The sequence below is a fragment of the Rhodopseudomonas palustris BisB18 genome, from assembly GCF_000013745.1.
In the GTDB taxonomy this organism is placed as follows: Bacteria; Pseudomonadota; Alphaproteobacteria; order Rhizobiales; family Xanthobacteraceae; genus Rhodopseudomonas_A; species Rhodopseudomonas_A palustris_F.
In genome coordinates this window covers 2112140-2132054 of record NC_007925.1, presented here as the reverse complement: position 1 = coordinate 2132054, position 19915 = coordinate 2112140, and the positions used below count along the sequence as shown (strand labels likewise).

Annotated in this window: 19 protein-coding genes and 1 riboswitch; of the genes, 6 read left to right on the top strand and 13 right to left on the bottom strand. The window is 63.9% G+C overall.

Annotated features, from left to right (window positions below):
- Positions 1-19: 19 nt before the first annotated feature.
- From cbiM (RPC_RS09825) to RPC_RS26110, 7 genes are all read right to left on the bottom strand, one after another.
- Positions 20-646, bottom strand: a complete 627-nt coding sequence (cbiM, locus tag RPC_RS09825) for a cobalt transporter CbiM (RefSeq protein ID WP_011472420.1) — start codon at positions 644-646, stop codon at positions 20-22.
- Positions 647-658: 12 nt separating this feature from the next.
- A complete protein-coding gene (locus tag RPC_RS09820; protein WP_011472419.1) occupies positions 659-1453 on the bottom strand; it encodes a DUF4198 domain-containing protein in 795 nt (264 codons plus the stop codon).
- A gap of 137 nt (positions 1454-1590) precedes the next feature.
- A riboswitch (cobalamin riboswitch) is annotated at positions 1591-1803 on the bottom strand.
- 537 nt (positions 1804-2340) lie between these two features.
- On the bottom strand, positions 2341-3168 hold the full coding sequence (gene efeO, locus RPC_RS09815) for an iron uptake system protein EfeO (protein ID WP_011472418.1): 828 nt from the start codon (positions 3166-3168) through the stop codon (positions 2341-2343).
- A 4-nt stretch (positions 3169-3172) separates the two neighbouring features.
- Positions 3173-4501, bottom strand: a complete 1329-nt coding sequence (gene efeB / locus RPC_RS09810) for an iron uptake transporter deferrochelatase/peroxidase subunit (protein ID WP_011472417.1) — start codon at positions 4499-4501, stop codon at positions 3173-3175.
- 13 nt (positions 4502-4514) lie between these two features.
- Entirely contained in the window at positions 4515-5615 is a 1101-nt protein-coding gene (locus RPC_RS09805; RefSeq protein ID WP_049766083.1) for a cupredoxin domain-containing protein, read from the bottom strand.
- 1 nt (position 5616) lies between these two features.
- On the bottom strand, positions 5617-6486 hold the full coding sequence (gene efeU / locus RPC_RS09800; RefSeq protein ID WP_011472415.1) for an iron uptake transporter permease EfeU: 870 nt from the start codon (positions 6484-6486) through the stop codon (positions 5617-5619).
- A complete protein-coding gene (locus tag RPC_RS26110) occupies positions 6486-6704 on the bottom strand; it encodes a hypothetical protein (protein WP_157043167.1) in 219 nt (72 codons plus the stop codon). The genes efeU and RPC_RS26110 overlap by 1 nt, the downstream gene beginning before the upstream one ends.
- Before the next feature lie 366 nt (positions 6705-7070).
- On the opposite strand from RPC_RS26110, the gene nikR reads away from it, so the two are divergent.
- The 5 genes from nikR (at position 7071) to cbiQ (ending at position 10557) form a co-directional block, all read left to right on the top strand.
- Positions 7071-7574 carry a nickel-responsive transcriptional regulator NikR gene (gene nikR, locus RPC_RS09790; RefSeq protein ID WP_011472414.1) on the top strand — a complete coding sequence of 168 codons (504 nt, stop codon included), beginning with the start codon at positions 7071-7073 and terminating at the stop codon, positions 7572-7574.
- Between the two features lie 116 nt (positions 7575-7690).
- The gene (locus RPC_RS09785; protein ID WP_041802662.1) at positions 7691-8467 is read left to right on the top strand and encodes a DUF4198 domain-containing protein; all 777 of its coding nucleotides are present in this window, start codon (positions 7691-7693) and stop codon (positions 8465-8467) included.
- A 19-nt stretch (positions 8468-8486) separates the two neighbouring features.
- The gene (gene cbiM, locus RPC_RS09780; protein ID WP_011472412.1) at positions 8487-9122 is read left to right on the top strand and encodes a cobalt transporter CbiM; all 636 of its coding nucleotides are present in this window, start codon (positions 8487-8489) and stop codon (positions 9120-9122) included.
- Between the two features lie 2 nt (positions 9123-9124).
- Complete coding sequence (locus RPC_RS09775) at positions 9125-9757, top strand: carboxypeptidase regulatory-like domain-containing protein (protein WP_415914819.1); 633 nt, start codon at positions 9125-9127, stop codon at positions 9755-9757.
- On the top strand, positions 9754-10557 hold the full coding sequence (gene cbiQ, locus RPC_RS09770) for a cobalt ECF transporter T component CbiQ (protein WP_011472410.1): 804 nt from the start codon (positions 9754-9756) through the stop codon (positions 10555-10557). The genes RPC_RS09775 and cbiQ overlap by 4 nt, the downstream gene beginning before the upstream one ends.
- A gap of 182 nt (positions 10558-10739) precedes the next feature.
- On the opposite strand, the gene RPC_RS09765 is transcribed toward cbiQ, so the two are convergent.
- The 6 genes from RPC_RS09765 to RPC_RS09740 all read right to left on the bottom strand — a co-directional run bounded on the left by RPC_RS09765 (position 10740) and on the right by RPC_RS09740 (position 18904).
- On the bottom strand, positions 10740-11492 hold the full coding sequence (locus RPC_RS09765; protein ID WP_011472409.1) for an ABC transporter ATP-binding protein: 753 nt from the start codon (positions 11490-11492) through the stop codon (positions 10740-10742).
- Positions 11489-12259 (bottom strand): ABC transporter ATP-binding protein, encoded by a 771-nt coding sequence (locus RPC_RS09760; protein WP_011472408.1) that lies wholly within the window; start codon positions 12257-12259, stop codon positions 11489-11491. Before RPC_RS09760 ends, RPC_RS09765 begins: the two co-directional genes overlap by 4 nt.
- Entirely contained in the window at positions 12256-13491 is a 1236-nt protein-coding gene (locus tag RPC_RS09755) for a branched-chain amino acid ABC transporter permease (RefSeq protein WP_011472407.1), read from the bottom strand. The genes RPC_RS09760 and RPC_RS09755 overlap by 4 nt, the downstream gene beginning before the upstream one ends.
- A gap of 4 nt (positions 13492-13495) precedes the next feature.
- The gene (locus RPC_RS09750) at positions 13496-14503 is read right to left on the bottom strand and encodes a branched-chain amino acid ABC transporter permease (RefSeq protein ID WP_011472406.1); all 1008 of its coding nucleotides are present in this window, start codon (positions 14501-14503) and stop codon (positions 13496-13498) included.
- A gap of 224 nt (positions 14504-14727) precedes the next feature.
- Positions 14728-16080 (bottom strand): substrate-binding protein, encoded by a 1353-nt coding sequence (locus RPC_RS09745; RefSeq protein WP_011472405.1) that lies wholly within the window; start codon positions 16078-16080, stop codon positions 14728-14730.
- A gap of 571 nt (positions 16081-16651) precedes the next feature.
- Positions 16652-18904: an alpha,alpha-trehalose-phosphate synthase (UDP-forming) gene (locus RPC_RS09740; RefSeq protein ID WP_011472404.1), complete on the bottom strand. Its 2253-nt coding sequence runs from the start codon at positions 18902-18904 to the stop codon at positions 16652-16654.
- Between the two features lie 382 nt (positions 18905-19286).
- On the opposite strand from RPC_RS09740, the gene RPC_RS09735 reads away from it, so the two are divergent.
- Positions 19287-19673 carry a BA14K family protein gene (locus tag RPC_RS09735; RefSeq protein WP_011472403.1) on the top strand — a complete coding sequence of 129 codons (387 nt, stop codon included), beginning with the start codon at positions 19287-19289 and terminating at the stop codon, positions 19671-19673.
- Positions 19674-19915 lie beyond the last annotated feature (242 nt).

Below are 19915 nucleotides of genomic sequence, written 5' to 3'. Positions count from 1 at the left end.
AATAGTCTTGTTCATGGCATCACGCTCCCTTGAGCACAGGCGCGGCGAAGGCGTTGAAGAGCTCCGGTTTGACCCGGCGGACGAGATAGACGGCGGCCGCGGTGAGCACGGCCTCGATCGCCATGACCGGGATATGAGCGATGAAGACAAGCTTCGCGGCGGGCACGAACTCGTCGCCGGAGAAAGCCAGCGCGATGCCGACACAGACGGTCGTCAGAGCGATCGCCAGCGCGCCGCCGATCGCGCCCCAGATCGCCGCCACCGCTGGCTGCGCGTGGACGATGCCGGGCCGGCAGACGTAGTAGACGATCACCGCCGGCAGAGCGATATCGACGGTGTTCACCCCCAGCACCGTGAGGCCGCCGAAACCGAAGAACACCGCCTGCAGCAACAGCGCGACGAACAGCGCCGGAAAGGCAGCCCAGCCGAGCACCAGCCCGGCCAGACCGTTGACGATCAGGTGGACACTCGATGGTCCGATCGGGACATGCACCAACGAGGCGACGAAGAACGTCGCGCTCAGCACGCCGGCTGCCGGAATCTTATCGATCGGCATCTGGCGGACGCCGATGCCGATCCCCGCAACGGCGAGCGCGGATCCGGCCACCAGGACCGGCATGGAGAGTGCTCCGTCAACGATGTGCATGTCCCGCCCTCCTCACTTGAGGTCGTTGGCGCGGATCCAGATCACCGCGTCCTGCGACAGTTCCTTGCCGTCGAATTTCTTCGACGGTCCGACACCGAGCGCGGCGAAGCCCCAGAAGCCCGCCTTGGGAATGCCGAAGGTGAAGAGGCCGTTGGCGTCGGTCTTGGCGATCAGCGTGCCGCCGGGCGGCGGCGTGACGCTCGGCTTGCCGGCGGTGCGAGTCGTTAGGTCCGGCTCGGCTGCGATGTATTCGATCTCGATCTCGGCGTCGGCAACCGGCTTGCCTTTGGACAGCACGCGGCCGGAGAAGGTCGAGCCGACGACGATCGCGGTCGGCTTGTTGAGCGGCACGATCTCGGTGGGGAGTCCCAGCGGCTTGTCCCAGTCGGTCGGCGCGCCGCCCTGGTTCACGAAGGCCTTGGTGACCTGCTGGATGTACTTGTCCTCGGACTTTTCCAGGTATGGCGCGGGCACCAGACCGAATACGTAGTCGCCGAGGCCCTTGGCGGCGAATTTGCTCTCGAAGGCGGCGGCGGAATTCTCCGCGCCCTTGAAGGTGGTAGGCGAAAGTTTGCCCAGCAGGTCGGTCTTCTTGTCCTTGTTGACGACGAAGAACTGCTCCGGCTTGGCCATGTCCATGACGTGGCCATTTTCGAACGGATGCCAGAACACCAGCAACAGCGGGATCTCCGCCGGCTTCTCCAGATTCACTTCGGGCGTATAGATCAGCTGGAAGTGGGATTCGGCGGGTGCCGCCGCGAAGCAGGCGAACACACCGGCGGCTAAGGTTGATTTGAAGAGTTTCAAGATCGGGTCTCCCAACGCGAGCCGAATTGCGGCTGCGGTTCCATAAGGAGACGCGCGAGGACCCAGTGCTCACACGGGCGGAGTCAGTCCGTGGTGTTGCACAACGCTCACCCCGGCGTCAGACGAACGAGCCGCTCGCAGGTGCGAACGGGTGTGGCAGGTCTCCTGGCTCACGGGTCATCATCTCGCCGAACCTTCCCAGCCGTTGCGGGCCAGTGGTGTTCGTCGGCGAGATTCGCCGCTTACAGTTGCGGGGGCAGCCTCGGAATAACCGCGCGGACGCGGTGCACCGTGTTCCCTATTATCTCGTCCGGCACCGCCGGGCGAGAACCACGGGTGATGCGTATCAAGTAAGAAGACTGCTGTAAATGGTCCTACTGGATGGTCCACTGACGGTACCTGCATCCATCCGAGGCAACAGCCGGCACAACGCGGCCGGTCGATCCGATCCTGAATCGGATCAGCGGATTCGCGCCGCTCCTCATTGAAAAGATCCAGCACTCTGCCCTTACATGGGATCGGGTCCGCCGTGACCTTGATCAGGCTTTCGTCACGGCTTGCGGCACTGCGAGAGCGCCTAGGCGCCGATCGCCTCCGGCCATTACATGGCCCGGGATGGAAAGCGTCGGATCATTCTGCTCTAGCTTTTTGATTGAGCATGATCTTTTGCGAAAACCGGCATCCACTTTTCGGGATCATGCGCTCGGCATCGACGACGATCCGCCTCCAGCGATGACGCGCATGACCGTCGCGATGGCCGATTGAATTGCCGGGAGTATGTCAAGCCGCGCCTTGGCGCAGCCCGGGGGCTGATCCGCCCCCAAGCCGCGATGCCATCGCTTTGGTTTCGACCGCAGGCGCCGCTGCGCGCCTGCGATCGCCAAATGCTACTTCAGACCGAGTTCGCCCCGCAGCCTGGAGAGATCCTCGGCCAGCGCGGTCACCGGACCGCGCACCGTATTGCGGTCCTTCTTGGTCAATTCGTCGTAGCTCTTGTAGCCACCGCCCGGCACCGCGTATTTGGCCAGCACGGTTTCGACCTTGACGAAATTGGCGTCGATCCGCGTCACCAGCTTGGGATTGGCCTTCTCTGTGAGCGGCCGCAGCAGATCGTGGATCTTCTTTGCGCCCTCGACATTCGAGTTGAAATCCCACAGATCGGTGCGGCTGTAGCGGTCTTCTTCGCCGGAAATCTTGGTCTTCGCGACTTCTTCCAGCAGCACCGCGGCGCCGCCAACCACCTTCTCCGGCGGCACGGTCAGCCCCTTGATGCGGCTCTGCAACTCCTTGATGTCGGCATCCAGCTTGTCGGCCAGCGGCGCCAGGCCGTCGACCGACTTCTTGGCGAACAGGCCGTATTCGATGCGGTGAAAGCCGGTGAATTTCGGATCGGCTTCCTTCTTGGCAAAGTCGTCGGCGCGGACGTCGATCGCCTTGTCGAGATCGGAGAACAGTTCGGCGATCGGTTCGATCCGCTCGTAGTGCACCCGCGCCGGCGCATACAGCGCCTGCGCCTTGGCAAGATCGCCGGCGCGGACCGCGTCGGTGAAGGCCTTCGACGTGCTGACCAGCGCCTCGACCTCCTCGCCGACCCAGATCTTGTACTCGGAGATCGGCGTGACCAATTCACCCGGCGCGATTTTCGTTGCGGCGTGAGCCAGCGTCGCGACGGCGACACTGGCGATCATGATCAACGGCAGCTTCAGTCGCTTCATAGTGTCAGCCTTTGTTCGAGGGCGCTTTTGCGGGCGCCTGTTGCGAGGGAGTGGGAAGGGATGCGGCGTCGGCGAACAGGCCTTGGCCGAGATGACCGCCCGGCGCGGCAACGCCCGGAAGCACGAAGTAATAACCGCCGCCGAACGGCTTGATGTATTCCTCGAGCGGCTCGCCGTTCAGCCGGTTCTGCGTGGCGATGAAGCCCTGCGCCAGATCCGATTGGAACGAGACGAACAACAGGCCCATGTCGAGCTGGCCCGATTTGCTGACGCCGTTGGAATAGTTGAAGCCGCGCCGGATCAGTCGCGCCGTTGCTTCCGGAGTCCGCGGGTTGGCGAGGCGGATATGCGAGGTCAGCGGGATCTTCTCGCCGTTCGGGTCGGCTGGGTAGCCGGGCTCGTCGAATTCGTCGGCCTTGCCGAGCGGCGCGCCGGAATTGCGCGCGCGTCCGAAGATCGCCTCCTGCTCGCTGAGCGGCGTGCGATCCCAGCGCTCGACGAAATTGCGCACCAGCCGCACCACCTGATAGCTGCCGCCGACGCTCCAGGCCGGCTCGCCGGCATCCGGCTGCACCCAGACGTAGGCGTTCATCATCGCATCGTCGCGGATGTCGGCGTTGGCGGTGCCGTCCTTGAAGCCGAGCAGATTGCGTCCGGTGCCGATCGGCCCACTGCGCGCGCCATGGGTGGCGGCGAAGCCCTCCTGCTTCCACTTGATCGCGAGCAGGTCCGGCGTCGCCTTGACGATGTCGCGCAGCGCATGAATCACCTCTTCGGGGGTCTCGGCGCAGAACTGGATCATCAGGTCGCCGTGGCACAGCTCGGCGTCGAGCGCGTCGTTGGGAAAGTCCTCCATCTCGGCGAGCTGCTTCGGCTTCAGCGGTGCGAGGCCGAACCGGCCGTCGAACAACGAAGCGCCGACCGCGACCGTCATGGTGAGGTGTTCGGGTTTGATGGTGGGCCCCAACACGCCGCTGTCGGCCGGCGGCAGCGCCTCGTCGAGCTCGGGCGGCGTGCCGCCATGCATGAGAAATTCCGCGCGGGTCGTCAGTGTGATGAAGAGCTGGCGCAACTCCTCGCGGTTCTCCGCGAGCACATCGAACGCGGCGACGAGGCCGGCATAGGGTTGCGGCGTTGTGATCCCGGCCTGATGCGGACCGTGAAACGGGATCACCAGCGATGACACCGCGGCGGGTGTAGTAACGGCCGCCGGCGCAGCCGACGGCATCAGACCGAGGCTGCCCGCAGCCAATCCGAGCAGCAGGCCGCGGCGTTGCGGCGACGCCGGCGCGTCGCTTGATGAGCCGGCCGCGTCTTGATCGTGAGCTTTCATGGCATTATCCTCATCACAGCCCCAGGATCGCGGGCAATCGCGCGCTGCTGCGGGCGAAACTGTCGGCGGCCGCAGCCACGACGCGGCGATCGTCGTCGCCCGCCGGGCGGGTTTCGACGCCGGCTGCCCTGCCCGCCTTGGCCAACGCCTCACGCAAGCCCGCGGCAGCGGCCCTCAGCTCGGCTGCGGCGGCGCTGTCGGCGCGCTCCGTCAGCGGGCCGAACAGCTCGACGACGCGGATCGCGCCGCGCAGGCGAGCCTCGGCCTCGGCAAGATCCAGCGGCCGTTGTGGCGCCGCTTCGCCGAGACGGTCCGCAAGCGTCTTCGCCACGCTGATGGCGCCGGCGATCAAGCGCTCCGGGGTCGGCGTCAGCGCGCGCGCCGCGCGGCGGAAAGCCTCGACGTCGGTGATCAGCGTCGTCGCCGGCTGCGCCAGTCCCTCGATGGTGTTGCGGTCGAAGATCGCGGCCCCCAGTGCGGTGAGATCGACATCGACCGCCTTCGCCTCGGCCGCGATCAACGGCTCAATCGGCGCGACCCGCAGGACTCCGGCACGAACCTCGCGCCAGCGCGCCTTGGCGGCGGCAACATCGCCCGCCGAGACGGCCACACCGAATGACCGCGCCGCCGCATCGAGAGCACTCAATTCGCCCGCCAGCCACACCCGATACTCCGCGACCGGGCCGATCAGCTCGGTCGCGCTGGGCTTCTGCACATTGGCGGCGGTGGTGCCGGCGGCATTGACCACGATCAGCCGTCCGCGCGGATTGTCGAGCAGCCCGCAGGTGATTTCATATTCGCCGGGCTCGAGCCGCGTGGTCATCTTCTGGCGAAAGCCCGGCGCGATGTTCTCGCGCTCGTCGATCACCATGACGCCCTTCAGGATCTCCCATTCCAGCGCGCGGCTGGAGCGGTTGGTGATCTGAAAGGTGACGAGGCCCGCCGGCACCTTGAGCTCGTTGGGCTCACAGGCCTTGGCGGTGACCACGACGGCGACCGGGCCGAATGGCGCCTCGGCCGCGAGGCTTGGCGTCGCAACGATCAACAGGGCGAGCACCATGCCAAGCGATCCAGCCAGATGCTTCGGTTCGGGGATCGGCTTCAACGACATCATCTCACCTCGAAATCGGTTGCGACGAAGGCGCGTCTGCCTGCGCGGCCAGCGGCACGACCGGCCTGGATTCACCGCGCAGAAACAGCACCAGCGTGGGGATCAGGAAGACCAAGTAAGCCAGCACCTCGCCGATCGCGGGCGTATCGTGATAGCCGAACAGCCCGGACAGCAGCGTGCCGAGCACGCCGTCTGTCGGCAGCACCTCCGACCAATTGAAGGCGGTCGTCTGCAGGCCGTTCCAGATCCCCGCCTCGTGCAGCGAGCGTACCGACCCTGCGAGCAGGCCGGCTGCGACGAACAGGATCAGCACGCCGGTCCAGCGGAAGAACCGCGCGAGGTTGAGCCGGCGACCGCCGCGATAGATCGCCACGCCGATCCCGACCGCGGCGGCGAGACCCAACAGCGCGCCGGCCAACGCCTCGATGCCGACCTCGTCGCGCTGCTGAAACGCGGCGAGCAGGAACAGCACAGATTCCAGACCTTCGCGGGCCACTGCGAAGAACGCCAGCGCCACCAGCGCCAGGCTTTGCCGGCCGTCGCCCGCCAGCGCATGGTCGATACTGTTGTGCAGCTCCGTCTTGATCGAGCGCGCCGCCCGCCGCATCCAGAACACCATCGCGGTGAGCACAACCACCGCGAAGATCCCGACGCCGGCCTCGAACAGTTCCTGCAACTTCTGCGGCAATTCCGCCGACATCGATTCCAGCGCGATCCCCAACGCTAGGCTCAGCAGCACAGCCGCCGCGACCCCGATCCACACCAGATGCATCGCGGCACCGCGCCCGGTCTGGCGCAGATAGCCGGCAACGATCCCGACGATCAGCGCCGCCTCGACGCCTTCGCGCAGCATGATGAGAAACGGCACCAGCATCAGAGATCCTCGCGCGTTTGCAGCCGATCGAACGTTTCAACAAACGGCATGCCGGCGTCAGGGCATTGCATCGGCTCGCGAACGCCCAGTCGCTGACCGATCACCGCCAGCTCTAACCGAAAGGCCGAGCGCACTTGCGCAATCAGATGGCTCGATTGCGCGGCAGCCCCGATGGCCGCCCGGATCGCTGAGCCGATAGCTGTGAGGATGGTTTGCATGGCCCTCGACCGGCGCGATCACGCTATTGCGACGCATGCGCAGGCTGCGGAAGTAATCGAGGATAAAATGCGCGTCAACGAGATTGCGCGACCTGGAGTCATTCTAATTTATTCAGATTATAATCGCTCTAACCTCGCTCACGACTCTTCCGAGTAGTTCGAGCGCTTCGTGTGATTTCCAGATCTTCCCGTTGGACGTTGGGCCGTGGCCACCAGGCCAGGTCGAAGCCGCTCGGTTCGTCATGAAGCCTGCGCACCAGCCGCAACGGGTTGACGCGACGTTTCGGCGGCAGGCAAATCAGACATGCCGGATTTGTCTGCCTGTGCTAGATCCTGGTCACATTTTCATCTTACCGGTGGCGACACATGGAACGGGTAACGGTTTCGCTCGACGACGATCTGCTGGAGCAGTTCGACGGGTTCATTCGCCGCAAGGGCTATATGAACCGATCCGAGGCGGTGCGCGACGTGTTGCGCGACCGGCTGCAGGAAGACCGGCTGTCGGAAAACAACGCCCCGCTGTGCGTGGCCTGCCTCAGCTATGTCTACAACCACCACGAACGCGAACTGGCGCGGCGGATCGCTGAGATCCAGCACGCCCACCACGACCTGATCCGCTCGACCATGCACGTTCATCTCGACCACGACAGCTGTCTGGAAGTGTCGATGATGGAGGGACCGACGATCGCGGTGCGCGAACTCGCCGACGCCCTGATGGCACAAACCGGTGTTCGTCACGGCCGGGTCAATGTGGTCCCCGTCGATGTGACGGTGACGTCGCATACTCATGGCCATCGCGGTCATCATCATGACCACGGCGACGAGACAGCCAAGCCCGCTCCGCACTTCCATACCAGCCCGAAAACCTAAGGCACCACCGCAAGCGAAAACACGAAGAGGCGCTAAGCGGCCCATTGCGCTTAAAACCGACGCCGAGTATGAAGAATTACGAAAACGTCGTAACGTCGCATGAGAGTTGCACCACCATGAATAAATTGGGGAAATTTCTTTCCACCGCGGCTGTGATCGGGCTGGCGCTCGGCGCCCGCAGCGCTGCTGCGCATTTCCAGGAGATCATTCCCTCGGCCGACATCGTGGCCGTGGAAGGCGAGCGCACCGTGGCGCTCGACATCGTGTTCACCCATCCGATGGAGCGCGGCCCCACCATGGACATGGGGCAACCGGCGCAGTTCGGCGTTCTGACCAAGGGCAAAAAGACCGACCTACGCGGCGCCTTGACCAAGAAGGACGTCAACGGCAAGGCCGCATTCGGATCGACCTACCGCTTCACCGAGCCCGGCGACTATGTGTTCTATATCGAGCCCGCACCGTTCTGGGAGCCGGCAGAGAAGAAGTACATTCTGCATTACGCCAAGGCGGTGGTCGATTTCGGATCTGGCGAAGACTGGGATGCACTGGTCGGCTTTCCGATCGAGATTCAACCGCTGACCCGTCCCTACGGCGTCTGGACCGGCAACCTGTTCCGCGGTGTGGTGAAGAAGAACGGCAAGCCGCTCGCCTTCGCCGACGTTGAAATCGAATGGGTCAACGACGGCTCGGTCAAGGCGCCGGCTGATCCGTTCATCACCCAGGTGGTCAAGACCGATGCGCAGGGCGTGTTTGCCTATGCGATGCCGCGCGCGGGCTGGTGGGCCTTCAACGCGCTGACCGATGCCGACAAGCCGATCAAAGGGCCGGACGGCAAGCCGGCCCGCGTCGAGATCGGCGGGACCATTTGGGTCAAGGCCGTCGATATGAAGTGATCGGCAGCGGAACGCGCAAATGGCCCACATTCCCGACGGCGTTCTCTCCCTCCCGGTGCTCGCCGTCGGTGCCGCTGTGGCGGCTGCGGGTTGTGCTTACGGGCTGAAGCGGCTGGATGCCGAGCGCATCCCGCAGGTCGCGGTGCTGTCGGCGGTGTTCTTCGTCGCCTCGCTGGTGCATTTCCCGGTCGGCCCCTCGAGCGTCCATTTGATCCTCAACGGACTGGTCGGCGTGGCGCTCGGTTGGGCGGCATTTCCGGCGATTCTGATCGCGCTATTGCTACAGGCCGTGATGTTCGGTTTCGGTGGCTTGGTGGTGCTCGGCGTCAACGTGATGAACATGGCGGTCCCCGCGGTGCTGTGCGGCTTGCTGTTCGACGCCGTGCGCGCCCATGCCGGCGAGCGCTGGGCGGTGCCGGCCGCCGGAGCCGCCGGCGTGTTGGGCGTGCTGTTGACCGCATTGTCAGTGGCGCTGGTGCTGGCGCTGAGCGGACGCGAATTCGTCCCGGCCGCCAAGCTGGTGCTGGTCGCCCACGTCCCGGTGATGATCATCGAAGGATTCTTCACCGCCGCCGCCATCGGTCTGCTGCTGCGCGTCAAACCGGAATTCCTGGATCGCACGCCCGCCTGCCTTGCCGAGGAGATCGCGTCATGAGGATGGTCGTCTTCTCGCTGGCGTTGGCTGCGGCGCTGCTCGGCCCTGCAAACCAGGCGCTTGCCCATAAGATGAAGCTGTTCGCGACGGTGGAGGGCGCCATCGTATCAGGCTATGTCTATTTCAGTCCCGGCGGACGGGCGCAGGATGCCCAGATCACCGCCACCGCGCCCGATGGGGCGACCGTGTTCCAAGGGCGAACCGACCCGCAAGGTGGATTCCACTTCGAAGCCCAGCGCCGGGTCGATTACCGTATCGCTGCGGATGGTGGCGACGGCCACGAGGCAGGCTTCACCATCAAGGCGGCCGAATTGCCGGAGAGCCTGCCCGGCGACCTGACCGCGGGAAACGCCACCGCACCGACGCCAAGCGCCACCATGCCGCCAGCGGTTGCCGTCGCGACGGCGGCCCCCGTTCCTGATCTGGCCGCGTTGGTCGAGCAGAGCGTGGCGCGACAAATCCGGCCGCTGCGCGAACAACTCGACAGCTACCAGGAAGTCGTGCGTTGGCACGACGTGCTGGGCGGCATCGGCTACATCATTGGGCTGGGCGGGCTGGCCTATGGCTTCGCGTCACGGTCGGGCCACAAGCTGCGCCGACGCCTCGCCGATGGCGAGAAGGAAGCGGCACAATGAGCGTGCTCGATGCCAACACGGTCGTCGCAGGCGACGCTTGCATCTGCGACGCGCCTCTCGACCTCGCAGCCGATGCAGGTCCGATCGATTGTCTCGATCCGCGCACGCGGCTGCTCGCCGCAATCGTGTTCGCCTTGGTCGTTGTCGTCCTGAACGCGCCCGCCGCAGCGGCGGTTGCGCTCGGCCTCGCCGCCGCGCTCGGCATCGCGGCGCGACTCCCGCTACAAGCGACGTTGCACAAGCTGGCGACGCTCGACGGCTTCATGGTGATGGCGCTGATTTCGCTCCCCTTAACCGTCCCCGGGGAGCCGTGGCTCTCGGTCGGCGGGATGTCGGCGAGTTGGTCGGGTGTCGAGCGCGCAGTGCTGATCCTGCTGAAGGGAAACGCCGTCGTGATCGCCATGTTGGCTCTGCTCGGCAGCATGGACAGCGTGCTGCTCGGCCGCGCGCTAGCGCGGCTGGGAGCGCCGCACAAGCTGGTGCATCTCTATGCGTTCACCATTCGCTATCTCGACGTGCTGCACCGTGAATACCAGCGGCTGCGCACCGCGATGAAGGCGCGCGCGTTTCGGCTGCGCAGCGACCGCCACACCTGGCGCAGCATCGGCTGGCTGTTCGGCATGCTGATGGTCCGCTCGATCGAGCGCGCCGAACGCATCACCGCGGCGATGCGCTGCCGCGGTTTCGACGGTCGTCTGTGGCCGATGCAGGACGACTCCGCTTTCCGCAAGCCCGACGCTGTATTTGCCCTCGTCTCGACCGCCGGCATCGCGTTGCTCATGGTGATCGCCAGTCTGTGACGAAGCCGGCGCGTGGATGCCCGTCGGCGAGCGGGGATCGACCACCGCTTCCCGAGCACACCGACCGGACCCTGCCCGCTCAGCATCGCGGGCTACGGTCGCACGACTTGCCGTGACGCCGTTGTCGTCTCGACTTCGGCTGAACGGTTGCGCCGACACCTGCGGCAGACCGCGACTCGGCCTCAAATCGCCAGAAATTTGTGACGCAGTTCCTCGCTGTCGAGCACATCGCGGGCGGTGCCGTCGAACGCGACCTCACCGGTATCGAGTATCACCGCACGATCCGACAATTCGAGCGCCGCCACCGCGTTCTGCTCGACGATGATGCTGGTGATGCCGGCGGCACGCACTTCCCTGAGCGCTTTGGCGATGTCTTGACGCACCACCGGGGCGAGGCCTTCGTAGGGCTCGTCCAGCAGCAGTAATTTGAGATCGCGCGCCAGCGCGCGGGCGATCGCCAGCATTTGCTGCTCGCCGCCCGACATCGTCACGCCTTCCTGTTTGCGCCGTTCGGCGAGCCGCGGAAACAGCGCGTAGATCCGCTCGAACGGCCAGCCGACACTGCCGGAGATCACCGCCAGCTGCAGGTTCTGCTCTACCGTCATGCCGGGAATGATGCGGCGATCCTCCTGGACGAGTTGCACGCCCGCCTCTGCCGCATAGTAGTTCGGCTTGCCGTGCAGCTTGATGCCGTCGAGGACGACTTCGCCGGAATGCAGCTCCGGTGTCGAGGCGCGGGCGATCGCCCGCAACGTCGAGGTCTTGCCGGCGCCGTTGCGGCCGAGCAGCGCCAGGATCTCACCCTTGTTGAGCGAGAACGAGACGTTCTGCACGATGTAGCTGTCGCCGTAATAGGCGTTGAGGCCTCGGCAAGAAAAGAACGGCGCGGCCTCGGCGTGGTCCGCGCGGGCGCGTTCGACGGTCTTCGTGCTCATACCTGCTCCTCGCCAAGATAGGCTTCGATCACCTTCGGATTGCCCTTGATCTCGTCGGGAACGCCCTGCGCTATCACCCGTCCGCCGGCCAGCACGGTGATGCGGTCGGCGAGCGAGAACACCACGTGCATGTCGTGCTCGATGATCACGATGGTCATCCCCGACTGCTTGATCTGCCGCAGGATCCCGATGGTGGCGTTGGTGTCGGCGCGCGCCATGCCGGCGGTCGGCTCGTCGAGCAACAGCAATTTCGGCTTCTGCACCAGCCCGATCACCATCTCGAGCCGCCGCTTGTCGCCGCGCGACAGCGCGCCGCCGAGATGATACAGATGCTCGCCAAGCCCGCGCTCGCGCAGCGCCTGGATGGCGCGCTGACCGATTTCGCCCTGCTCGTCGAAGCGCGACACCAGCTTCAGCCGGAACGCGCCGTCGCGATGCGACAGCATCGCCATCATCACGTTCTCGAGTACGGTGAGATCGCCGAAGATCTCCGGGGTCTGGAACACCCGCGCCACGCCGAGCTGGTTGATCTCGTAAGGCTGGAGTCCGGTCAGCTCGGTGCCGTGGAACATCACCTTGCCCTGGGTTGGCGGCAGCACGCCGACGCAGACGTTGAGCAGCGTCGACTTTCCGGCGCCGTTCGGCCCGATGATGGCGTGGGTTTCGCCCTCGCGGATGTCCAGATTTACATCGGCTAGCGCGTGCAAGCCCGCGAAGCTCTTGTGCACGTGATCGATGTGCAGGACGATATTGTTGGTCGCAGTCATGGCGCAACGGCCCTCTTCTTCTCGGCAGTCTCGTGCTCGGCGACCTTCTTTTCCGCCGCCGCCGCGCCGTGGCTCGACGGCATCTCCTCGATCACGCTCTCACCGAGGGCATCGCGCTGCGGCGAGTCGCCGAGCGACTTGACCCTCGGCGTATGCTTGAAGCCGAGCAGCCGGTTGATGCCTTCCATGATGCCGCCGGGCAGGAAGATCACCACCGCCATGAACAACAGGCCCAACGTGAGCTGCCAGCCTTCGCCCACGAACAGCCCGGCCGTCTTGACCACCAACTCGCGGACTCCGTCCGGCAAGAAGGCAAACACGGCTGTGAGTTGCGGCTCGTTGTAGGCCGAGAAGATGTTCTCGAAATACTTGATCAGGCCGGTGCCGAGCACCGGGCCGAGCAGCGTTCCGGCGCCGCCGAGAATCGTCATCAGCACCACTTCGCCCGAGGCGGTCCATTGCATGCGCTCGGCGCCGACCAACGGATCGGTCGCCGCCAGCAAGGAGCCGGCCAGGCCGGCGAACATGCCCGAGATCACGAAGGCGGACAGCAGATACGGCCGCGTATGATAGCCGGTGTAGCCCATTCGGTTCTGGTTCGACTTGATGGCGCGCAGCGTCATGCCGAACGGCGAACGGAAGATTGCGATCGACAGGCCGAACGCCGCGACCAGCACCGCGCCGCAAATGTAGAAGCCGGTCCAGCCGGTGATCGGCAGGCCGAGCAGCGACGGCGTCGGCGACACGTAACCGAACATGGCGTCGAGATGGCGTGGATCCTGACGCAGCACGCGCAATCCGGTCTCGCCATTGGTGATCGGCGTCAGCACCGAATACGCCATGTTGTAGCACATCTGCGCAAACGCCAGCGTCAGGATCGAGAAGTAGATGCCGGAGCGCCGCAGGCTGATGAATCCGATCGCCAGCGCCAGCACGCCCGCGAGGACGACCGAGAACGCCACCGCCGGCAACAGGTCCATCGACACCAGCTTGAACGACCACACCGCGGCGTAGGAGCCGACCCCGAGAAACGCGGCGTGGCCGAACGACAGATAGCCGGTGAGACCGAACAGGATGTTAAAGCCGATCGCGAAGACGCCGTAGATCGCGAACTTCTGCAGCAGGTCGGGATAGCCGGCGCCGATCGGGGTGAAGATCACCGGCCCGAGCGCCACCACGATTGCGAAGCCGATCAAGAGGGCGATATCGGCGAATTTCGACGTGTGCTTCATCGGATCAGCTTTCCATCACGCCTTTGCGCCCCAGCAAACCGCGCGGGCGCACCAGCAAGATCACGACGGCGACCAGATAGATGATGATCTGGTCGATGCCCGGCACCAGGCTCTTGACCTCGTTCATCGAGGCGAAGGACTGCAAAATTCCGAGCATGAAACCGGCCAGCACCGCGCCGGGCAGTGATCCCATGCCGCCGACCACGACGACGACGAATGACAGCACCAGAAAATCCATTCCCATATGGTAATCAGGCGGCACGATCGGCGTGTACATCACCCCGGCCAGCCCCGCGACGACCGTCGCAAGCCCGAACACGATGGTGAAGCGGCGCTCGATATTGATGCCGAGCAGACCGACGGTCTCGCGGTCCTGCATCCCGGCGCGCACCACCATGCCGAAGGTGGTGAGCTGCAGGAAGGCGAACACCGCCGCGATCACCGCCAACGAGAACGCCAGATAGACGATACGCCAGTACGGATAGACGATCGCCTCGGTCAATTGCAGACTGCCCGAGAAGATCTGCGGCGCGGATTGGGCGATCGGATTGGCACCGAAGAAATGCTTGACGATCTCTTGCAGCACAATGGCGAGGCCGAAGGTGACGAGGATCTGGTCCGCGTGCGGGCGCTTGTAGAAGAACCGGATCAGGCCGCGCTCGATGATGATGCCGATCAGCAGCATCACCGGGATCGCCATCAGGATCGACATCGGCACCGAGTAGTCGATGAAGATTTTTCCCCAGTCGCCAAGCATCGCCTGCACGTAAGGCGTCTTGACCTCCAGCGGCGATCCCCACGGGGTCAACTTGGTCGGATCGACACGGATGATCTCCAGCGTGAGCAGCTTGTTGAACACCACGGCGCAGAACGCGCCGAGCATGAACAGCGCGCCGTGCGCGAAATTCACCACGCCGAGCGTGCCGAAAGCGAGCGTCAACCCGAGCGCGATCAGCGCATAGGCCCCTCCTTTGTCGAGGCCGTTCAGGATCTGCAGAAAAATGGCGTCCATGCGTCGTCAATCTCCCATCGAGCCACGCGCGGGGCGCGTGCCCACGAAATCACCGGCGACGAGATCGTCACCCTGAACGAAGTATCGGTCGTACGAGCGCGGTGATGTCGAGACGACGGCAACGCCCGCAAGACACAGCCGGCCGGCTGCGCCGCAAGGACGCAACCGACCGTCATAGGAGTGAGGCCTAACGAATGGCCTGCGGAAAATCCGACAAGGTCAGATTATCCGCACTTCTTGGCGTCCTTGGAGCCGAGTTCGCCGCCGAAGATGCTCGGATCGTAGGTGACCTGCGATGCAGGCACGATCTTCCGGACCTCGAGCAGGTCGAACTTGTCCTTGGGCTTGTCCTTGCCCTGCACGACCAGCACGTCCTTGAAGCACTGATGGTCGGCGGCGCGGTACAGCGTCTTGCCGTTGCCCATGCCGTCGAACTCGAAGCCCTCCAGCGCCTTGATCACGGCGGACGGGTTGAAGCTGCCGGCGCGCTCGCAGGCGTCGGCGTAGAGGATCGCCTGAACGTAGCAGGTCTGCGCCGCCTGCGACGGCGGCGTGCCGTAGGCCGCACCGAACGACTTGGTGAAGGCATTGGTCGCCGGGTCTTCCAGCTTCCAGTCCCAGTTCGCGGTGCCGTAGATGCCCTTGATCGCATCGCCGGCGCCCTGCGCCATCAGTTCGGAGAACAGCGGCACGACGATCTCGAACTTCTTGCCGTTTGCCATCTTGTCGCGAAGACCGAACTGCACCGCCTGGGTCAAGGAATTGATCATGTCCTTGCCGTAGTGGTTCAAGATCAGCACGTCGGCGCCCGAATTCAGCACCGGCGTGATGTATTGCGAGAAGTCGGCTGCGCCGAGCGGCGTGCGAACGGCCTTGACGGTCTTCCAGCCCTGCTTCTCGGTGGCGTCCTTCATCGACTCTTCTTGGGTCCAGCCCCAGGTGTAGTCGGCGGTCAGATGATAAGCGGCGCGATCCTTGCCATAGGCTTCCGAGAGCACCGGGCCGAGTGCCACGCCCGACATGTAGGCGTTGAAGAAATGGCGGAAGCCGTAGGCGCGCTTGTCCTTGCCGGTGGTGTCGTTGGAATGGGTCAGGCCGGCCATGAAGATCACGCCGACGTCCTGACACAGCGACTGCACCGCGACCGCCTCGGCAGACGACGAGCCGCCGGTGATCATGATCGCGCCGTCTTTCTCGATCATGCGCTTGGCGGTGGCGCGCGCCTGGTCCGCCTTGGTCTGGGTGTCGCCGGAGACGTAGGCGACCTTCTTGCCGAGCACGCCGTTGCCCTTCAGCGCCAGCGGCTTCATGGTCTTGAGCATGCCGCCGTCGCCCTCACCATTGAGATGCTTGACCGCTAGCTGGTAGGCCTTGAGTTCGTCCATGCCTTCGTCTGCATACGCACCGGACTGCGGCACGTTGAAGCCGAACGTGACTTCCTTGCCCTTCGGCATATTGCAGAATTCATCCGCCCAGGCGTCGCGAATGAAGAACGTCGGTGTCGCCAGCGCGGCTGCGCCGGCAAGCCCGGTCTTGAGCGCGGTTCTGCGAGTGATGATGAGCTTATTGTCGACCATGTTTCCTCCTTGGCGTCCCATTGCGACGGATTATTTTCAACCTGTTCGCCGCCGACCGAAGGTGTCGGTACGCGGCATTCAGATGTTTTTCTTCTTGTCCGACTGATCGTTGGAAGTACGCGCCCGCCCGGTCAACCGCTACGTTTGTCTAGGTTGCCAATGACGCGCAGAGCTGCGGCGACGATCTGCCATCATAGTGCGGCGCAATATCGCTTGCTAATAGATGACTTCTCAAATGGATTCCGCCTCCGGCGCAAACATCATCGCAATACCGTTGAACCGAAGCGACCGATGGAAATCTACGTCGAGCGTCAAATAGCCGCGGATGACACTATCTGCGTTACGAGGGCTCGTGCTCCCACCCCGCAGCGATCCACGCGTTCCACCTCAGGCAGGTTGCTACTCGCGACTGCACCGGCAACAAATCCGCTCCAGACGTCACTGCCATGACGTGCATGTGACTGTGAAAGTGGAGGATGAGCCGTCTGCTCGGCGCGACGCGGCGGCGATCTCAGCGCCGCGCGGCCCGCCGCCGCGCCGTTCGGACACGCGCAACGACGCCGCTTCCAATTTAGCGGAGAGCGTCCGCCGATGGCAGCCGGCCGAGATTGGCGAGGTTCATGATGCGTTGCTGCCGCCTCTTGTTGGCGGCGTCGATCAGCATCCGGCCGGCCCAACGATAGACGTTCCATTCCTTGATTTGCTGTCGCATCACCCGCATACGCTCCTGTTGCTCGAGCAGCGGCATTCGGAGCGCGGCATCAAGCGCGCCAGACATCTCGTGGACGTGGTAGGGATTGACGATCAACGCCTCGGACAACTCCCGCGACGCTCCGGTGAAACTCGACAGCAACAACACCCCACTTTCATCTTCGCGGGCGGCAACGAATTCCTTGGCGACCAGGTTCATGCCATCGTGCAGACTGCTCACGATACAGACATCGGCCGCCCGGAACAATTTGAACACCTCATCTGCCCCATGATGCCGGATCAACAACCGGATCGGTGTGTAGGAAGCCGAGCCGTGCCGACGGTTGATCGATTCGGCGAGCGACACCGCATCGGCTTGCAGCGTGCTGTAGGCGGCGAGTTTGCTGCGGGTCGGGGCGGCAACCTGAACAAAGACCAGCCGCCCCTTCCACTCCGGGTAGCGCGACAATAGATCGTCGATGGCATTCATGCGATCCAGGATGCCCTTGGTATAATCGAAGCGCTCGATGCCGACCGCCAGCTTCATGTCGGCAGCGATGTTGAGCGACTGCCTGACCTCTTCGCGGCAAGTCGCCATCGCGGGCTGGCCTTGCAACGCCGCGGGCGGCCATTCGATCGAAATCGGATAGGCGCGCACCATCGTCTCGTGGCCCCCGAGCGAGACGGTCGCATGTTCGCGGTCGATCCGGCTTTCGACAAACCGGTCGACCGTTTCGAAGAAGTTGTTGCAGTGAAACTGGGTGTGAAAGCCGAGAATCGTGCTCCCGAGCAGACCCTCGATGATTTGCTCCTTCCAAGGACAGATACTGAAGGTCTCGGCGTTGGGCCACGGGATATGCCAGAAGGTGACGATGGTCGCCTTCGGCAACCGTCGGCGAATCATCTGTGGCGCTAACGCGAAGTGATAGTCCTGCACCAGAACGATCGGATCGTCCGACTTTGCCTCCTCGACGACAGCCATCGCGAACCGTTCATTGATCGCCTGGTACTGTTCCCAATCCGATACTCGAAACGACGGTCTGATGAAGGCGATGTGGCACAGCGGCCAGAGCCCCTCGTTGGAAAACCCGTAATAAAAACCATCCTGCTCTTCGTCGGAGATCCAGATCCGACGCAAGGTGTAACTTGGATGATCGGGCGGCACCCTGACCCGGTCGTCGTGATCGACGGTTTCGCGGTCGGCGTCGCCGCTGCCATGCGCGATCCAGGTGCCGCCGCACGCCCGGATCACCGGCTCCAGCGCCGAGACGAGGCCGCTCGCCGGGATTTGGACGGCGATGTGCGTTCCACCGCTGACGTGGTTGTGGATGTAGGGCTCGCGATTCGAGACGATCAACACTTCGGCGCCGGGCAGCGTGGTGCGCAGCAACTCCTGCAACGTTGCCGGCGACCAATCGATCTGCGCCGAACGAATTGAATTCTGCCCAACCTCAACCTCGCCGAGCAGCTTCTTGATCTGCAGGCCGATCGCGGTTTGGTCGCTTCCCGTCGGCGATGTCGCCCCCGATCGCAGGTCCTCGATCGCGCGTCGCAGCGAATGCATCCAGCCCCGAAGCATCATGACCACGAACAGCGCCGCGCCGCCGGCGATGGCGATGGTCATACCGATCAAGCCGGCGATCATCAGCCCTTGCGCCTGGCTCGAACGTTGATCGATAAAGCTCAGATCATGAAGAACGACCAGATAGGATTTGTGGTTTCGATCGACGATCGGAAACGAGCTGACCAAGATGCGGCGGCCGTCGCTGGCGATGCTGGAGAAGCTCTCGGCTTCCGACCGCGCGACTTTTTCACACGAGAACGTCGCCGGCATCAGTTTGGTCGGCGCCGTCAACCGGCCCGCGTCGTTGCAGAGTCCAACCGCCAAGATCCGTTGATCCAGCGCGATCGCTTCAAAGATAACCGAAAGCTGCACGTTATCATTGTCAGCCATTGCGCGCATGACTTGGTCCTGGATGGCATTGTAGACCAGTCGCGATCGCGCCTCGACGTCGCTCCTCGACCACTGTTCAACCAGCCGCTTTGAAAACGGGGCAATTGCGACGCCGAGTAACAGCGTCAAAGCCACTCCAACTCCAAGATACCTCGCGGCTGTCTTGTATCGGTACGACATCGGGAACCTCCTGGGCGGAATGTCTCTCTACACCACCGAGCCGACCACGTCAGGTGGTTTTCCCCATGCCCTGGCAAACTGCCTGAGATGCCGACGTTGCCACTGCGTCGTCATGCACGCATTCGCGTTGCAACCTCTCGGCAGAGGTCGCTTGAGGCAACGTGCATGTTCGGCACTGATGTGACGTTGCATATTGCGGGATCGCTGCGGACGGCGTCCTATACAGCGCGTCAGATCTGTTTCATCGAAACGAGCGGACGGGCCGCTCGCCGCGATCCGACTGTTTCGCGGCGCGCATCAAGCGCTCGAATTCGCGGCGATTCATGGAACGCTACGCAATGCCTCGCGTTGCTCGTTACTGTCAACGAGAGAGGATCTTTCAATGAAAATTGCAACATCACTTCCGACCATGGCACTGATTCTCGGTTCGCTGAGTTTCTCGATGCAACCTGCGACCGCGGCACCGACGATGCCGCAGAGCTTGGTGAAAGCACCGATGGAGTTGCAGACCGTCCAATATCGGCACGGCTGGCACAACCGGCACGGCGGCTCGCGACATGGCGGCTGGCGGCGTGGCTACGACCGGCGTGGTTATGGGCCGGGGGTCGTCGGGGGACTCGCGGCGGGCGCTCTGATTGGCGGCGCGATCGCCAATAGTCAGGCGCGCGGAGCCGACGCGGACGCCTATTGTTCACAACGATTCAAATCCTACGATCCCGGCTCCGGCACCTATCTGGGCTACGATGGCCAACGACACCCCTGCCCGTAATTGACGACTTAGCAGACAAGACGACTCGGCAGACAGAGAGTCCGTCCGGCAACGGACGGACTCTTTCGTCGTCCGGACGGGGCCTCGACTCGACCGAAGCGGTGTGACGCTCGTGGGTCCCGATCGGGGGCAGTTCGTGAGCCAGGTTTGAACACTCAGGTTTGAATCCAATGGCTCCCTTCGAGAGCATTTTCTGCGGCCGATTGGCGCACCCGACGCCGGCCTCGCACCAAGGGGATTGC